Origin of the sequence: Olleya sp. AS48, from assembly GCF_038900355.1 — a bacterium.
In the GTDB taxonomy this organism is placed as follows: Bacteria; Bacteroidota; Bacteroidia; order Flavobacteriales; family Flavobacteriaceae; genus Olleya.
Genome location: NZ_JBBMRD010000006.1, coordinates 1 through 16,654, shown reverse-complemented (window position 1 = coordinate 16,654; position 16,654 = coordinate 1). Strand labels below are relative to the sequence as shown.

The window sequence follows — 16,654 nt, the reverse complement described above, 5'->3', positions numbered from 1 at the left end:
AAATGTGCGCATTTTAATCATAATCTTAAAATTTGAAGTAAAAAAAATGTAATTTTGCATGCTAACATATAAACAAAACTATCGTTCCCTATGGAATATTTAGAATTTGAATTACCAATTAAAGAACTGGAAGAGCAATTAGGAAAGTGTCAAGTTATTGGAGAAGAGAGTGATGTAGATGTGACACAAACTTGCAAGCAAATCGAGAAAAAGCTTATTGCTACCAAAAAAGATATATATAAAAACCTGACGCCTTGGCAAAGAGTACAAATGTCACGTCATCCTGATAGACCTTATACTTTAGATTATATTAAAGCTATATGTGGAGAGTCGTTTTTAGAGTTACATGGAGACAGAAACTTTAAAGATGATAAAGCCATGATTGGTGGACTAGGTAAAATAGGTGACCAAAGCTTTATGTTTATTGGTCAACAAAAAGGGTTTAATACAAAAACTAGACAATACCGTAATTTTGGTATGGCTAATCCAGAAGGCTACCGTAAGGCTTTAAGATTAATGAAGTCTGCTGAAAAATTTGGAATACCAGTAGTAACATTATTAGATACGCCTGGTGCTTATCCTGGTTTAGAAGCTGAAGAGCGTGGACAAGGTGAGGCTATTGCTAGAAATATTTTAGAGATGACACGTTTAAAAGTGCCAATTATTACAATAGTAATAGGTGAAGGTGCTTCTGGTGGAGCTTTAGGTATTGGTGTAGGAGATAAGATTATGATGTTAGAAAACACATGGTACTCTGTTATATCTCCAGAATCTTGTTCTTCAATTTTATGGAGAAGCTGGGAATATAAAGAATTAGCTGCTGAAGCTTTAAAATTAACAGCTACAGACATGAAAAAAATGAAGATTGTAGATGATATCATTAAAGAACCTTTAGGAGGTGCACATTCTGATAGAGAAACAACTTTTAAATCTGTAACAGAAGCTATTCTTGGTGCATACGACGAGTTTAAAAACTTATCACCAAAAGATTTAGTAAATAAGCGTATAGAAAAATATTGTGATATGGGTGTTTTTAAAGGGTAGACCTTATAAAACCATTTGCTAACAAAATCTGAAGTGTAATGCTTCAGGTTTTTTTTATGCTTATTAACAAAAAAACAGACTTATTAACAGTATAAATGTTGACGACCTGTTAAGATTGAGTAACTTTGTATCCTAATATTTCTTAACAATTTATTTACTTTCGCTAAGTCAAGAATTAGGTGAATTTTCATCTGGTTTTTTTAAATATTTAATCAATAAATTACGGAGTTATAACTCAAAACTATATTCAATAAATGAAGCAACCCAATCAAATAAAAGGCTATCAAGTTGACAGGAGCACTATTATAAACCTTGAAAAAGGTAAGATTCCACCACAAGCGTTGGATCTTGAAGAAGTAGTACTTGGTGCAATGATGATTGACAAGAAAGGGGTTGATGAAGTGATTGACATTTTAAGTGCTGATGCCTTTTATAAAGAAGCACATCAACACATTTTTGAAGCCATATTTATGTTGTTTCAAGAAAGTCAACCAATTGACTTATTAACAGTTTCGACACAATTAAAAACAAATTCAAAATTAGATTTAGCAGGAGGAGATTTTTATTTAATTTCTTTAACACAAAAAGTATCCTCTTCTGCCCATATCGAGTTTCATGCTCGTATAATTCTGCAAAAGTTTATCCAAAGAAGTTTAATTAAAATTTCTTCTGAAATAATTGAAGAAGCTTACGACGAAACTCAAGATGTATTTGACCTTTTAGATAAAGCAGAATCTAGGTTATACGAAGTCACACAAGGAAACATTAAAAAATCCAGTGAAACTGCACAAGACTTAGTAATTCAAGCTAAGAAAAAAATTGAAGAAATCTCCAAAAAAGAGGGGATGAGTGGTGTGCCATCTGGTTTTAATAAACTAGATAAGTTAACCTCTGGTTGGCAAGAAAGTGATTTAATTATTATTGCAGCACGTCCAGGTATGGGTAAAACAGCCTTTACTTTAACAATGGCTAGAAACGTTGCAGTAAACTCAAATATTCCAGTTGCTTTTTTCTCTTTAGAGATGGCATCTGTACAGTTAATTACTCGTTTAATTTCTAGTGAGACAGGATTGTCTTCAGAAAAATTAAGAACTGGTAAACTTGAAAAACACGAGTGGGAGCAGCTTAACGTAAAAGTAAAAGCGTTAGAAAAAGCACCACTTTTTATTGATGATACACCGTCGCTTTCTATTTTTGATTTACGTGCAAAAGCTAGACGTTTAGCTTCTCAGCATGGTATTAGAATGATCATGATTGATTATTTACAGTTGATGACAGCTGCAGGATCTGGAGGTAACCGTGAACAAGAAATATCGACTATTTCCCGTAACTTAAAAGCATTGGCTAAAGAGTTAAGTTTGCCTGTAATTGCACTATCTCAATTATCGCGTGCTGTAGAAACTCGTGGAGGAAGTAAACGTCCTTTACTATCCGATTTACGTGAATCTGGTGCGATTGAGCAAGATGCCGATATTGTAAGTTTTATTTACAGACCAGAATATTATAAAATTGACGAGTGGGATGATGAAGAACGCTCTCCAACAGAAGGTCAAGGTGAGTTTATTGTAGCAAAACACCGTAATGGTGGTTTGGAAAGTATTAGACTTAAATTTATCGGTCATTTAGGTAAGTTTGATAATTTGGATGATTTTGACACACCATTTGGTCAAGAATTTCATAGTAAAATGAATGCTGCTGCAAATGATAATACATTTGCTCCAGACAATTTCCCGTCAGCTAATGATGCTTTTGGTGCACCAGAAGAGGATGATAACGACGTGCCTTTTTAATAATAAGTAACTATTTAAATGGATAAAATAAAAACAACTAACTACCTACTTTTAATAATTGTAATACCTATAATATTTTACTTATTAAAAGTACTGTCATTTATATTTGTACCTCTGGTTTTTTCAATGTTTATAGCATTGTTGTTTTTACCATTAATGCGTTTTTTACGTAAGCGCAAATTGCCTAAAGCAGTCAGTGTTTTTATTGTATTACTTGTTATAGCTTTAGGTGTAAAGCTTGGAGTAGAATTAGTAAAGCTATCAAGTAGAGAAATTTTAGCATCAGATTCTCAATTTTTTGCTAAAGCAGAAACAAAAATCAATACACTAGTTGATAATGTCGAAGCTTTTTTTGGTGTAGAAAAAGTAGAAGGTAGCAGGTCTTTAACTAGGTTAGTTAATAAAGAAGCCTTGTTAGATAATTTATCACCAACAATTAGTTTTATTAGTAAATTTTTGACAGCTTTATTAATGACGACGTTTTTTGTGGTCTTATGGTTAGCAGAGTCCATTAATGTTGAAAAATTAATTAATAGGACCATTTTAAGAAAAAAGCACACGTCTATTAAAACGTTTATGAAAATAGAAAAAGACTTGATTAAATTTATTAAAGTTAAGTTTTTAGTAAGCTTTTTAACTGGTGTTTTTACAGGTGTAGCATGTTACTTTTTTGATGTAAGTTTCCCTATATTTTGGGGTTTATTTGCGTTCTTAATTAATTTTGTTCAAATGGTAGGTTCGTTTATTACAGTAATTTTGCTATCTATTTTTGCATTTGTCGAGTTAGAAACATCTAGTAAATTATTATTTTTTATAATTTCAATAACAGGAACACAAGTATTATATGGTAGTATTTTAGAGCCTATATTTATGGGTAAATCCTTTTCTATTAATGTTATTGCTGTTTTAGTGATGTTAATGTTTTGGGGTTACATTTGGGGTATTCCTGGTTTAATTATGGCTATTCCAATTACAGTATTTCTTAAAATTATTTTCGAACAATTTCCTCGAACAAAAATTATTTCAGAATTACTCTCAGGCTCTACTAGTTAATTTACTATTAATCCTTTTATAACAGTTGCTTTTTTAAGTATCTTTCAAGTTATAAAAAAGTATTTTTAAATGAATAAATTTACAGTATTTCTATTCTTATTTCTGTTTGTTTCTAAAGGGTTTGCATCCTATATCTTAATACCAATGGATGCTGATACCCAAAAAAATCATTTAAAAGCTTACGGAATTACGTATTGGAGTTTAGAAAAAGACGTTAAAGTTAAGTGGTTACTTAATTATAGAGGTGGTTCTTTTTTATTACCTGATAGCGAGTCAATCCAGCGTGAGTGTAAAATTAGAGGTGTAAGTTTCGAAATTATTTCTGATACAAAGACAGAGCAAATTTTAAAAGAAATAGCAAGTCCAAGTAAAAATATGGAAGCTGTGGTTTTGGAAAAAGCACCTAAAATTGCTGTGTACACACCTCAAGGTAAATTACCTTGGGATGATGCAGTAACTATGGTATTAAGTTATGCCGAAATACCTTACGAAACGATCTACGATGAAGAAGTATTAAAAGACGAATTACTGTTGTACGATTGGTTGCATCTTCACCATGAGGATTTTACAGGACAATTTGGGAAATTTTATGGTAGATATCGCCAAGCAGCATGGTATATTCAAGAAAAAAAAGACGCAGAAGCATTAGCTACTAAATTAGGTTATACCAAAGTATCTGAAGAGAAACGTGACGTTTCATTAAAAATAAGAGATTATGTAGTTGGTGGTGGTTTTATGTTTGCCATGTGTAGCGCAACAGAAAGTTTTGATATCGCCTTGTCTGCAGATGGAATTGATATTTGCGAACCTATGTTTGATGGAGACGCTAGTGATGGTAACTATCAAGCAAAAATTGATTTTGATAAAACATTTGCTTTTAAAGATTATACTTTAGAGCGTAGTCCTTTAGTGTATGAGTTTTCTAGCATTGATATGACCATGAAACGCAATATACCAAAAGAAACAGATTACTTTTCTTTAATGGATTTTTCGGCAAAATGGGATCCAATACCAACTATGCTTTGTCAAAATCATACAGCTTTAGTAAAAGGTTTTATGGGACAAACAACTTCTTTTACCAGAGACCAAATTAAGTCCAATGTTTTAATTATGGGAGAAAACAAAACAAATGGTGAAGCTAAATACATCCATGGTATAAAAGGAAAAGGCTTTTTTACTTTTTACGGTGGACATGATCCAGAAGATTATACGCACCAAGTTGGCGATCCAAAAACCGAATTATCCTTGCATCCAACATCACCTGGTTATAGACTTATTTTAAATAATGTCTTATTTCCTGCTGCTAAAAAGAAAAAGCAGAAAACGTAATATGAAATATTTATTTCTATGTATTTCTATCTTTTTTTTCCAAATTTCTTTTACTCAAACAGATAGTGTTCTAGTTTATGGTCAAAATTTAATTGATCAAAATAAATTAGATACAGCCATAATTTACTACAAAAAGCACTTGCTTAGCCCAAGCAGTCAAAAACAACAGGTACACTTACTTTTTGGATTGGCAGATGCTTATAAATTAAAATTAGATTATACTAATGCTAATGAAAACTACAGCAAGTCTTTTATTACGATAAGCAAAATTAAAGACAAGCAATTAGAGTTTTTGTATTATGTAAAAAAAGCAGAGTTTTTTAGAAAAAGAGCTATGCATCTTGATGCAGTAAAAGAGTTAGATAAGGCGTTAGTTATATTAAAAAATACGCCTATAAATGATTTATATTTATCCAAGTATTACAATCGTAAAGCCGCACTTTTTACAGAGCATTACCAGTTGAATGATTCCACGCTTTATTATTCAAATAAATCCTTAGTACTTGCAAAAAAAACAAACGATAATGATGCTGTTTTTTATTCATTATTAGAAATTTCTGGGGTTTATGAGCGTAAAAAGGATTATAAAACTTCTCTAAAATATTTGGATGAAATTATAGCTTTTGCTAAAAGCAATAATATGAAGCAGCAAGAAGCAGATGCTTACATTAGTTATGTAATGGTATTGGCACGAAGCAATCAATTAGAAAAAGCATTAAAAGCGTCACTTTATGCTGCAGATTTTTCTAAAAAAAATAAGTTTTTATACAATGAGATTATCTTTAATCAAAATATTCAAAATTTATATTTTAGACTAAATAATATAGAAAAAGCATACGAGTATTTAAAACAAAGATTAGAGTTAACAACCAAATATGATGAAATAAAAAAAGAAGAATTATTATTTAATCTAGAAACACAATACAAGCTGGCAGATAAAGAGAGTCAGATTAAGATTAATAATTTGGAAATTATAAATCAAAAAAAAGCATTAGCCTCCAATAAGGTAAACTTATATATTGCACTAGTATTGTTTGTGTTTTCAATTGTAGTTGCAGTCCTAATAGCTTATTTTCTTAAACGCTCAAAAAAAAGCAATAAGCAATTACAAATACTGTCTTCAGAAAACGAATTTTTATTAAGTGAAGCAAACCACAGGATTAATAATAACTTACAATTAGTAGTTATACTTATTACTAATCAACTTAAAAAAGCCTCGGAGACAGAAAAAATTCGACTAAAAAATATTTTAATAAAGGTGGAAGCTATTTCTACTTTACATAAACATTTATATAAAAACGAAGACAAACAAACTATAGATATTGCTAATTACTTAAAAGATGTAAAAACTAGTTTTTTTGATGTGTTTAAAGAAAATGATATTACTACTAACTTTGATGTCAATTCTTTAGAAATAGCCACAGATCAAGCGATGTATTTTGGATTACTACTAACTGAGTTATTAATTAATTCTATCAAACATGCCTTTAAAGAACAAGATTATAAGGTGATAGATTTTACATTAAGGGTTAATAATGGGTTGCTATTATTTATATATAGTGATAATGGTATAAGCTTGGCTAATAAGTCAATAAAACCTAAACTGGTAGATAAAATTTGTCGTCAATTAGAAATGGATTATAATATAAATACAGATAATGGTTTTAATTTTTCGATGTCTAAAAAAATAAATAATGAATAAATTACTGGACACCAAAATCCTAATCGTAGAGGACGAGATTATTATAGCAGATTACATAGAGGAGTTATTACTTGAAGAGCAATTTACAAACGTAGTTATTGCCAATAATAAAGAAACAGCTTTAAATAAAATGACTGATTTTTTACCTGATATTATTTTAATGGATATTAATTTACAAGGGAAAAATGAGGGCATTGAGTTAGCCAAAGTTAAAAATAATAATGCGACCATTATTTTTATCACAGGTCAAAACGACTTAGTTTTAATGAATGAAGCATTAAAATCCAATCCAGACGCTTACTTAACCAAACCTATAAAACGATTAGATCTATTAGCTTCAATAAATTTAGCGTTTTATAAAAAGCAATCGCAAATCTTTCAATTTAAAGATGGATACGATATTGTTAATTTAAACTTTTCGGACATTAGATATTTTGTTGCAGAAGGTAATTATGTAAATATTTATACGCTTACTAAAAGATTTACTATTAGACAATCATTGATGGGTGTAATGGATAAACTTCCTACAGATAGTTTTAAACAAACGCATCGTTCTTATTTAGTAAATAAAAATAAGATAGAGAAAGTAACATCAAACACAGTAGTTATTAATGGTTTAGATATTCCTTTATCAAGGACGTATGCCAAACAATTTAAATAGCATTTTACATACAAAGTGACGCGTTTCAACCCGTGTTATTGGTATTTCATAGAGGAAAAGTTAGTTTTACGATTCTTAAAAATCTAACTAACCTATTATTTATGAAATTAAAACTTTACTTTTTTTTATTAGCTTTTATAAGTCTCAATTTATCTAAAGCTCAAAACTTTGATCACGTTTACAGCAAGGTAATTGGTATATATCAACAATCAAGTTGGACATCGGGACAAGAATACGAAATAGAAAATTTTTCAAATTTCTCAAAATGTCACACCAATATTAATGTAAATTATACTTTTAATTTAGAAACCGGAGGAAACGGAACTATTAAAATGTATGCTGTTAATGGTTCTGGAGAGAATTTGATAAATACTATTAATGTAACCGACAGTCCTACTAGTAATTCTTTTAATGTTCCTAATAATTTATTACCAATTGAAGGGTTTCTAATTAAATGGACAATTGGTAATACGACATCATCAAATTTTATTTTTGAAAGTTTTACACTTACCGCTACAAGTCCAGAAGTAACAATGCCTTCTAATCCTTTAGTAGAGGATGTTTACTACACTGTTGGTCAGTTAGCTAATGCCTTGACAGCAAACGGAACGAACCTTAAATGGTATACTTCAAATTCTGGTGGAATGCCAATTACTAGTGCACCTATTCCAAATACTAACGCTTCAAGTGTTACTACCTATTATGTAACTCAAAGTGATTTTACTGGTTGCGAAAGTAAAAGGCAAGCAATAAATGTTTATGTAGGTGATTCCGCTACACACTTAAGTTTTGATGGAGTGGATGATTTTATTGATTGTGGTAATATATTGCCAGAATCATACACAAAAGAGGCATGGATTTCTATAGATGCAATTAATCAGACAAGTAATATAATTTCAGGCTCAGATAGTTTTGGACAAAATGCTTTTTGGGCACCTAATGGAGTGTTATCTGCTGGTCATAATGGTTTCTGGAATGCTGTAGAAGATTCAAATGTATTATCATTAAATACTTGGTATCATGTAGTGGTTAGTTATGATTACGCCACTCAAACTTTAAAATTATATAAAGACGGAATTTTGATAGATTCAAATAATAATGTTCCAGCACCAATTAATGGTAATGATATTCATATAGGTTCTTATAATGATGCAAGTAACTTATTTAATGGATCTATTGATGAAGTTCGTATTTGGAATGTCGTAAGAACAGAAGAACAAATTAATGGTAGTAAAAATTGCGAGTTACAAGGTGATGAAACAGGTCTTATTGCTTATTATAATTTTAATGAAGGCCTTGATGCTAATGAAAATGCAGCTTTCACAACCTTAAATGATGCAACTATCAATACTAATAATGGGTCGTTAACTAATTTTGCTTTAACAGGAAACACCTCTAATTGGTTAGCAGGATCTCCAATTGTAAGTGGATCAATTGTTCCTTCTGAAGCAAGTGTTAGTAGTCCAGTAAATTATACACAAAATGATAGTGCAACGCCATTAACTGCAACTTTAGGAGCCAATGGATCAGAATTATTATGGTATACAGCAGAAACAGGAGGAGTTGGATCAGCAATTGCGCCTACACCAAGCACAATGACCACTGGGTCAACATCATATTGGGTAACAAGTGCTAATGCAAATGGATGTGAAAGTGAAAGAACTGAAATAGTAGTAAATGTATTAGAGCCAGCAACACACTTAAATTTTGATGGTATTGACGACTATGTTAATATAAACATAGGAACATTTACTACTCAAAACTTTAACTATACTCATGAGTTTTGGTTTAAAACTACAAGCGCTAACAGTACAATTTTTAACTTTTCTGATACAGGAATGCCTAACTCTGGAGGTTTTAATAAAACCATTTATTTACAAAACGGAAACTTAGTGTCTTATGTTTATAACAATACAGAAAATTATATCACATCAACAGCCACATTTAATGATAATAATTGGCATCATGTTACAGAGATTGTTACGTTTTCAGAAAGACGTCTTTATGTGGATGGTACATTAATAGGAACAGATACTAGTTTTTCTAACCAAAATTTTGGATATATAGTTCTAGGAGCAAGTAATTTAACTCCAGGAGTTTATTTTGAAGGAGAAATAGATGAAGTTAGAATTTGGAATACAGCCTTATCTATTGACGATGTTAATACTACAGGTAATTGTCAATTGCAAGGTGACGAAGCTAATTTACTAGCATATTATCAGTTTAATCAAGGAACAGATGCTACAGATAATACATCAGTAACAACTTTAATAGATGCGACAGCAAATGCATATAATGGTAATTTGATAAACTTTAGTTTAACAGGTAATACTAGTAATTGGTTAGCTGGTTCTCCTATTGGAGCAGCACCTATAGTTACAGTGCAACCTCAGGATCAAACTATTACAGAAACAGATACTGCTGTTGTTTTTACTGTTTCAGCATCAAATGTCACATCTTACCAATGGGAAGTGTTTCTTGAAGATGGTGAAGGTGGTTCATGGATGCCTTTAGACGATTCATTTACAGATCCGGATGTAACTGGTTTTACAACTAATACGTTAACAATTTCAGGAGATAATGTTTCATTTGTTGTTGGTTTACAATTTAGAGTTGTAATGAATGGTACTGCTAGTTGCAATGTTATTTCAAATGAAGTTACTGTAACAGATGAAACACTGTCAGTGTCTAATTTTTTAATTAATGAAGTAAAGGTATTTCCAAATCCAACAACAGATAAGGTTAAGGTTACTTTATCTAAAGTACAAGATTTTGAAATAACAGTATACGACCTAAACGGAAGACTACTTTTAAACTCAAAAAACAGAAGTGATGCTTTTCTATTAGATTTAACAGATTATCAAAATGGTATATATATTATTAAGACTAAGATTAATCAAAAAGAAGCTATTAATCGAGTTATTAAACACTAAGGAAGTTTAGTAAAGTTCGAGAAGCAGTGTTGTAATTTACAACACTGCTTTTTTTTGCTATATAACTAGCGGATACTAATAGCAAATTATTAAATTTTAGTGTTGTTTAACTAAACAATATTATATAAGAATATTATTTTTACTACATTACAGTTAATCTAAAACAGTCTTAAAATGTCAACAAAAGATCAAATCTTAAAAAAAATTGAAATATTAATCACCAACCACTTCGAATCTCCAAAAAATGCATTTGATTTTTTTGATGAAGATGGTGATAAAAAATTATCAAAATCAGAAATTAAAAACCTTTTGCAAGAAGCAGAAATTAGTGGGTTTATTAGAGGTATAGTTGCTTCAAAATTAATAGAAGGTTATGATTTAGATGGAGATCAACTTATAAGTTGGTCAGAATTTAAAACTGCAATTGACGAAATAGCACTTTAAATTCTGTCTTTTTTTTGAAACAATCAATACTACAATTCCTCAAATTACAAATCATTACAATACTTTTTTGGGTATTATCGTTTTGCTTATTTATTACTATCCGTTATTTTGAAATAGGCACGGAAGGAGGAAAGGCATTTGTAACTAACTACGACCAAGTAATACCAATAACACAATGGTTACAATTTAGTATTTTAATAGGTGTGCTTGTTGGCTTTTTTTATGGGATAATCGAGTTTATTTCTGATAAATTATTGCTGTACAAATTTTCTACTGGTTTACTAATATTACTTAAAACAATTGTTTATTTACTTTTATTAATACTTTCAACAAATTTTGTGGTTGGTTTAATAGAAGTTCAAATAGACAGAAACCTTCCAAATGAACCTGGTTGGTGGATGGAAAATAAAGTGTTTTGGCTAATAGTTGTGTATTTTAATATATGCTCATTAATATTTTCTTTTTTAAAAATTGCGATAGAAAACTTTGGTCATGGCGTTTTATTTAATCAGTTAATTGGAAAATATAAAAGACCAAGAGAAGAACGGCGTATTTTTATGTTTCTAGATCTTCAATCTTCGACCACAATTGCAGAGCAATTAGGCCACTATAAATACAGTCAATTGATTCAACAATGCTTTTATGATCTTAACTCGATAATAAATAATTTTGATGCAAATATTTATCAATATGTTGGTGATGAGGCTGTGATTAGTTGGACTTTTAAGAAAGGTTTAAAACAAAATAATTGTGTCGAATTATTTTATAAATTTCAAGATAAGTTAGTTAAAAAAGAAAAAATATACCTCAAACAGTTTGGTATAATACCTAAATTTAAAGCTGGATTGCATGGAGGAACATTAATAGTGACAGAAGTTGGGACTATTAAAAAAGAAATTGCTTACCATGGAGATGTTATAAATACATCTGCAAGAATACAAGGAGAGTGTAATAAGTATGATGAAACGCTTCTTATATCCGAATCATTACTTCAAAAACTTAAATTACATAAATACAAGCTTACATCATTGGGTGACATTACTTTAAAAGGTAAAGAAAGCACTCTTAAGTTATTTTCAATTAATAAACTTAATTAATCAAACTATCAATTAACTGCTTGATTACAATTTCAACCCCTTTTTCATTATTTGATTTAGTTAAGTAGTTAGCAATGGTTTTTACATTTGGATGTGCATTATCCATAGCGTAACTATAGTGTCCTAACTTTAGCATCTCTATATCATTATTATAATCTCCAAAAACCATAGTTTCAGATTCATTAATATTATATAGCTCTTGAATATGTTTAATGGCATAGCCTTTATTAGCTATATTTTCTGAAATATCAACCCAGTGGTTGGCAGATACCTTTACTTTAAAATTTTGTTCCAAATGTTTAACGGAAGGGTAGATGTACTTTTCAGAGCTTTCTTCATGATATAATGCTATTTTATAAACGTCTTCTGTAATTTCAGACACATCATCAATAATGTCGTAATTTGAGTAATACTCACTTAAAAGTGATAACAATTTTTCAGATTTACTTATTACGTAAGCTTTATTTTTTGTACAAAATACAGGATGAGTATCCTGTAATCCAACTACTAATTTAGAAATTGTAGTTAAGCTGTTTTTTTTAAAAGTATTTGAAATTAGTAAATGATCTTGTTTTATTGCTAGTCCACCATTTTCTGATACTATAATAATATCATCTTTAATAACTTTTAATTTTTCAAGCATGCTATAATAAGGTCTTCCGCTAGCAGCTACAAACAATATGTTTTTTTCTTTTAAGATTTTAAATAATTCAAAAAACTCATCACTTACTTGATGATTAGCGTTTAATAAAGTTCCATCTAAATCGGATACTATTAATTTAATTTGGCTTAATGACATGTGCAATTCAATATTTAAAATGTAAAGCTAGTGGATAAGTTTGTTATAAAACAATTATTATAGTTAAGTTATAATTAAATGGCATAAAAAAATCCGATTCAATTAAGAATCGGATTTTCTATTTTATAAGCGAAGTATTGTTATACAAATGGCAAAATGCCCTTTATTTTACTTTATTCACAATTGCTTCAAAAGCATCTGGATTGTTCATTGCTAAATCAGCTAAAACCTTACGGTTTAATTCGATATTATTAGCTTTTACTTTACCCATAAATTGTGAGTAAGACATTCCATGTAATCTTGCTCCAGCGTTAATACGCGTGATCCATAATGCACGGAAAGTTCTCTTTTTGTTTCTACGGTCTCTGTATGCATATTGCATAGCTTTATCAACCGCGTTTTTTGCTACTGTCCAAACGTTTTTACGACGTCCAAAGTAACCTTTTGCTTGTTTAAGCACCTTTTTTCTTCTGGCTCTTTTGGCAACAGAATTTACTGATCTAGGCATAATTTAAATTGTTTTTTGTAGTAGGCGGTTAATTAATTAACACTTTGTAAAGGCCTAACTCCAGGGTTTATAAATAATTTGTAACCAATTAAGGTAATGTTACTTTAAACGCATCATTACTTTAATATTGTTCTCATCCGCTTTATGTACTAAACCGTCATGAGTTAACTTAAGCTTACGTTTTTTAGACTTCTTTGTTAAGATGTGACTTTTAAAAGCGTGCTTTCTTTTAATTTTACCAGTACCAGTAAGCTTGAAACGCTTTTTAGCACTAGATTTTGTTTTCATTTTAGGCATTTTGTTTCCTAGTTTTAATTATTTCGCTTATAATATTGTGGTCCTTAATAAAGGATACTATTTACTTTTTAGGAGCAATAAACATGGTCATACGCTTTCCTTCAAGTCTTGGCATTTGCTCTACTTTTCCAAATTCTTCCAAATCTTGAGCTAATCGTAATAATAATATTTGTCCTTGCTCTTTAAACACAATTGATCTCCCTTTAAAGAAAACAAAAGCTTTTAGCTTTGCACCTTCTTTTAAGAATTTCTCGGCGTGTTTCTTTTTAAATTCGTAATCATGGTCATCTGTTTGAGGACCAAATCGAATTTCTTTGATAACAACTTTTGTAGCCTTGGATTTTAATGCTTTTTCCCGCTTCTTCTGTTCATAAAGAAACTTCTTGTAATCCATTATTTTACATACAGGCGGATCTGCTTTAGGCGAAATCTCCACCAAGTCAAGTTCTTGCTCTCTTGCAAATTCTCTTGCTTCTTTAGTGGTATAAATTCCTACTTCAACATTTTCTCCAACTAGACGCACTTTTTCTGCTCTAATCTTACCGTTAATGTTGTGCTGATCTTCCTTAATGATTCTTGCCGGACCTCTTGATCTTTTTCTACGTATTGCTATGACTTATATATTTTAGTTAAACTTAATTTTAAAATTGTCTTTTTGTTTTATTTATCTCTGTTTTAACAATTTCTGCAAAGGTATCTACACTAATCGTGCCTAAATCTTCACCACCATGTTGTCTTACAGATATTTTGTTTTCTGCTTCCTCTTGTTCCCCAATGATAATCATATAAGGCGTTTTACTCATTTCAGCCTCTCTAATTTTCTTACCAATGGTCTCGCTTCTGTTATCTACAAGTGCGCGAATTTCGTGATTTTCTAGCAAAGTTAAAACTTTTTCACCGTATTTCTCGTATTTCTCACTAAGAGTTAATATAGAAACTTGATTTGGCATTAACCAAAGCGGGAAATTTCCTCCTGTATGTTCCAGTAAAATTGCTATAAAACGTTCCATACTCCCAAAAGGCGCACGGTGTATCATTACAGGTCTGTGTGTTTCATTATCACTACCTTTATAAGATAATTCAAAACGTTCTGGTAAATTATAATCAACCTGAATAGTTCCTAATTGCCATTGTCTACCTAAAGCATCCTTAACCATAAAGTCTAATTTAGGTCCGTAAAATGCAGCTTCGCCAGTTTCTATAACATAATTTAAATTTTTATCTTTCGCAGCATTTATAATAGCTTGTTCTGCTTTTTCCCAGTTTTCTAAACTTCCAATATATTTTTCTGGCTTTTCTGGGTCACGCAATGATACTTGTGCAGTAAAGTTTTCAAATCCTAAAGATCCAAATACATACAACACTAAATCAATAACATTTTTAAACTCTTGATCTAATTGATCTGGAGTACAAAAAATATGGGCATCATCCTGCGTAAAACCTCTAACTCTTGTTAAACCATGTAATTCGCCACTTTGTTCATATCTATAAACAGTACCAAATTCAGCAAAACGCTTTGGTAAATCTTTGTAAGACCATTGCATACTGTTATATATTTCACAGTGATGTGGGCAGTTCATTGGTTTTAGTAAAAATTCCTCACCTTCTTTTGGCGTAGTAATTGGCTGGAAGCTATCTTCACCATACTTAGCATAATGTCCAGAAGTAACATAAAGCTCCTTTTGTCCTATATGTGGTGTAACAACCATTTCATAACCTGCTTTTTTCTGAGCAGCCTTTAAAAAATCTTCTAAACGCTCACGTAAAGCAGCACCTTTTGGTAACCATAAAGGTAAACCTGCTCCAACTTTTTGAGAAAAAGTAAAAAGCTCAAGTTCTTTACCTAACTTTCTATGGTCACGTTTTTTAGCTTCTTCTAATAAAGCTAAGTATTCAGTTAATTCTTTTTGTTTTGGAAAAGATGTTCCGTAAACACGTGTTAATTGTGGTTTGTTTTCATCACCTCTCCAATAAGCACCTGCAACAGATAATATTTTTACAGCTTTAATAATCCCTGTGTTCGGGATATGTCCACCACGACACAAATCAGTAAAAGTAGAATGGTCACAAAAAGTAATAGTCCCATCCTCAAGATTTTCAATTAATTCAGTCTTATATTCATTGTCTTTATATAAAGATAAAGCATCGGCTTTAGTAACAGATCGCATAGCAAACTCATGTTTGCCTCTTGCAATCTCTAACATTTTAGTTTCAATGTTTTTAAAATCTTTATCAGTAATGGTCTCATTACCAAAATCAACATCATAATAAAAACCATTATCAATAGCAGGACCAATAGTTAATTTACTATTAGGATATAACTCCTCAATCGCCTGAGCTAATACGTGGGCAGAACTATGCCAAAATGCTTTCTTTCCTTCATCGTTAGTCCAAGTGTAAAGTACCAAAGATCCATCTGTTGTTAATTTCGTAGATGTTTCAACGGTTGTTCCATTAAAGCTTGCCGAAATAACATTTCTTGCCAATCCCTCGCTAATACTCTTAGCAACATCCATAGGTGTAGAATCTTTTTCAAAAGATTTTACACTACCGTCCGGTAAAGTAATTTTTATCATCAATATAATATTAGACCGCAAATATAATAGGATATTAGTAATTGGCAATACAACTCTTAACTAATACTAAATAAATTCACACAATAAAATAATGGCGTTACCCAAAGGGTCAGGCTTTCACTACTCGCTTTTTTTTACATAAGTATTATACATATACATAATGTCTATTTGTAATACGCAATATAATAGCCAATATATAATAGGAAACAAAAAAGAGCTCAAGCAGACCGTTCAATCCTTAACGCAAGCATCTCAAACTAATTTATACTAGTAAAAGTAACATAGTGTCTATTAAAACCACCGTAATTAGTTTAAATCACAACCAATTCAAATAAAAATATTTCATAACCTGTTAGCAATAAGGCATTAAAGGTTTGTATTAAAATAAAATTAAAAAAAGATTAAAAAAAGGGTTGTGGGA

General features: G+C 30.6%; 14 protein-coding genes. 9 read left to right on the top strand and 5 right to left on the bottom strand.

What is annotated here, in order from left to right:
- The first annotated feature begins 90 nt into the window (after nt 1–90).
- From WNY60_RS08650 to WNY60_RS08610, 9 genes are all read left to right on the top strand, one after another.
- Nucleotides 91–1,044 (top strand): acetyl-CoA carboxylase carboxyltransferase subunit alpha, encoded by a 954-nt coding sequence (locus WNY60_RS08650; protein ID WP_145000030.1) that lies wholly within the window; start codon nt 91–93, stop codon nt 1,042–1,044.
- A 254-nt stretch (nt 1,045–1,298) separates the two neighbouring features.
- On the top strand, nt 1,299–2,834 hold the full coding sequence (gene dnaB, locus WNY60_RS08645) for a replicative DNA helicase (RefSeq protein WP_145000028.1): 1,536 nt from the start codon (nt 1,299–1,301) through the stop codon (nt 2,832–2,834).
- Nucleotides 2,835–2,852: 18 nt separating this feature from the next.
- Nucleotides 2,853–3,887: an AI-2E family transporter gene (locus WNY60_RS08640; RefSeq protein WP_145000026.1), complete on the top strand. Its 1,035-nt coding sequence runs from the start codon at nt 2,853–2,855 to the stop codon at nt 3,885–3,887.
- Between the two features lie 144 nt (nt 3,888–4,031).
- Nucleotides 4,032–5,216 carry an asparagine synthetase B gene (locus tag WNY60_RS08635; RefSeq protein ID WP_145001080.1) on the top strand — a complete coding sequence of 395 codons (1,185 nt, stop codon included), beginning with the start codon at nt 4,032–4,034 and terminating at the stop codon, nt 5,214–5,216.
- A gap of 1 nt (nt 5,217) precedes the next feature.
- Nucleotides 5,218–6,918: a sensor histidine kinase gene (locus tag WNY60_RS08630; RefSeq protein ID WP_342862115.1), complete on the top strand. Its 1,701-nt coding sequence runs from the start codon at nt 5,218–5,220 to the stop codon at nt 6,916–6,918.
- Nucleotides 6,911–7,579: a response regulator transcription factor gene (locus tag WNY60_RS08625; protein ID WP_342862114.1), complete on the top strand. Its 669-nt coding sequence runs from the start codon at nt 6,911–6,913 to the stop codon at nt 7,577–7,579. The genes WNY60_RS08630 and WNY60_RS08625 overlap by 8 nt, the downstream gene beginning before the upstream one ends.
- Before the next feature lie 101 nt (nt 7,580–7,680).
- Entirely contained in the window at nt 7,681–10,512 is a 2,832-nt protein-coding gene (locus WNY60_RS08620) for a LamG-like jellyroll fold domain-containing protein (RefSeq protein ID WP_342862113.1), read from the top strand.
- Nucleotides 10,513–10,686: 174 nt separating this feature from the next.
- A complete protein-coding gene (locus WNY60_RS08615; RefSeq protein WP_292944316.1) occupies nt 10,687–10,956 on the top strand; it encodes an EF-hand domain-containing protein in 270 nt (89 codons plus the stop codon).
- A 14-nt stretch (nt 10,957–10,970) separates the two neighbouring features.
- Complete coding sequence (locus tag WNY60_RS08610) at nt 10,971–12,053, top strand: adenylate/guanylate cyclase domain-containing protein (RefSeq protein ID WP_342862112.1); 1,083 nt, start codon at nt 10,971–10,973, stop codon at nt 12,051–12,053.
- Here WNY60_RS08610 and WNY60_RS08605 read toward each other — a convergent pair.
- The 5 genes from WNY60_RS08605 to thrS form a co-directional block, all read right to left on the bottom strand.
- Nucleotides 12,046–12,852 carry an HAD family hydrolase gene (locus tag WNY60_RS08605; protein WP_342862111.1) on the bottom strand — a complete coding sequence of 269 codons (807 nt, stop codon included), beginning with the start codon at nt 12,850–12,852 and terminating at the stop codon, nt 12,046–12,048. The two genes, WNY60_RS08610 and WNY60_RS08605, sit on opposite strands and share 8 nt — an antisense overlap.
- 163 nt (nt 12,853–13,015) lie before the next feature.
- Nucleotides 13,016–13,360, bottom strand: a complete 345-nt coding sequence (gene rplT, locus WNY60_RS08600; protein ID WP_028282920.1) for a 50S ribosomal protein L20 — start codon at nt 13,358–13,360, stop codon at nt 13,016–13,018.
- A 99-nt stretch (nt 13,361–13,459) separates the two neighbouring features.
- Nucleotides 13,460–13,657 carry a 50S ribosomal protein L35 gene (rpmI, locus tag WNY60_RS08595; RefSeq protein WP_090839495.1) on the bottom strand — a complete coding sequence of 66 codons (198 nt, stop codon included), beginning with the start codon at nt 13,655–13,657 and terminating at the stop codon, nt 13,460–13,462.
- Nucleotides 13,658–13,718: 61 nt separating this feature from the next.
- Entirely contained in the window at nt 13,719–14,228 is a 510-nt protein-coding gene (infC, locus tag WNY60_RS08590; protein WP_261375276.1) for a translation initiation factor IF-3, read from the bottom strand.
- 70 nt (nt 14,229–14,298) lie between these two features.
- Nucleotides 14,299–16,233, bottom strand: a complete 1,935-nt coding sequence (gene thrS, locus WNY60_RS08585; protein WP_145000012.1) for a threonine--tRNA ligase — start codon at nt 16,231–16,233, stop codon at nt 14,299–14,301.
- Nucleotides 16,234–16,654 lie beyond the last annotated feature (421 nt).

Coding starts and splice junctions, on each gene's coding strand:
- WNY60_RS08620 (WP_342862113.1), top strand. CDS start 7,681: ATGAAATTAAAACTTTACTTTTTTTTATTAGCTTTTATAAGTCTCAAT.
- WNY60_RS08640 (WP_145000026.1), top strand. CDS start 2,853: ATGGATAAAATAAAAACAACTAACTACCTACTTTTAATAATTGTAATA.
- WNY60_RS08615 (WP_292944316.1), top strand. CDS start 10,687: ATGTCAACAAAAGATCAAATCTTAAAAAAAATTGAAATATTAATCACC.
- WNY60_RS08630 (WP_342862115.1), top strand. CDS start 5,218: ATGAAATATTTATTTCTATGTATTTCTATCTTTTTTTTCCAAATTTCT.
- rplT (WP_028282920.1), bottom strand. CDS start 13,360: ATGCCTAGATCAGTAAATTCTGTTGCCAAAAGAGCCAGAAGAAAAAAG.
- WNY60_RS08625 (WP_342862114.1), top strand. CDS start 6,911: ATGAATAAATTACTGGACACCAAAATCCTAATCGTAGAGGACGAGATT.
- WNY60_RS08635 (WP_145001080.1), top strand. CDS start 4,032: ATGGATGCTGATACCCAAAAAAATCATTTAAAAGCTTACGGAATTACG.
- rpmI (WP_090839495.1), bottom strand. CDS start 13,657: ATGCCTAAAATGAAAACAAAATCTAGTGCTAAAAAGCGTTTCAAGCTT.
- WNY60_RS08650 (WP_145000030.1), top strand. CDS start 91: ATGGAATATTTAGAATTTGAATTACCAATTAAAGAACTGGAAGAGCAA.
- thrS (WP_145000012.1), bottom strand. CDS start 16,233: ATGATAAAAATTACTTTACCGGACGGTAGTGTAAAATCTTTTGAAAAA.
- WNY60_RS08605 (WP_342862111.1), bottom strand. CDS start 12,852: ATGTCATTAAGCCAAATTAAATTAATAGTATCCGATTTAGATGGAACT.
- dnaB (WP_145000028.1), top strand. CDS start 1,299: ATGAAGCAACCCAATCAAATAAAAGGCTATCAAGTTGACAGGAGCACT.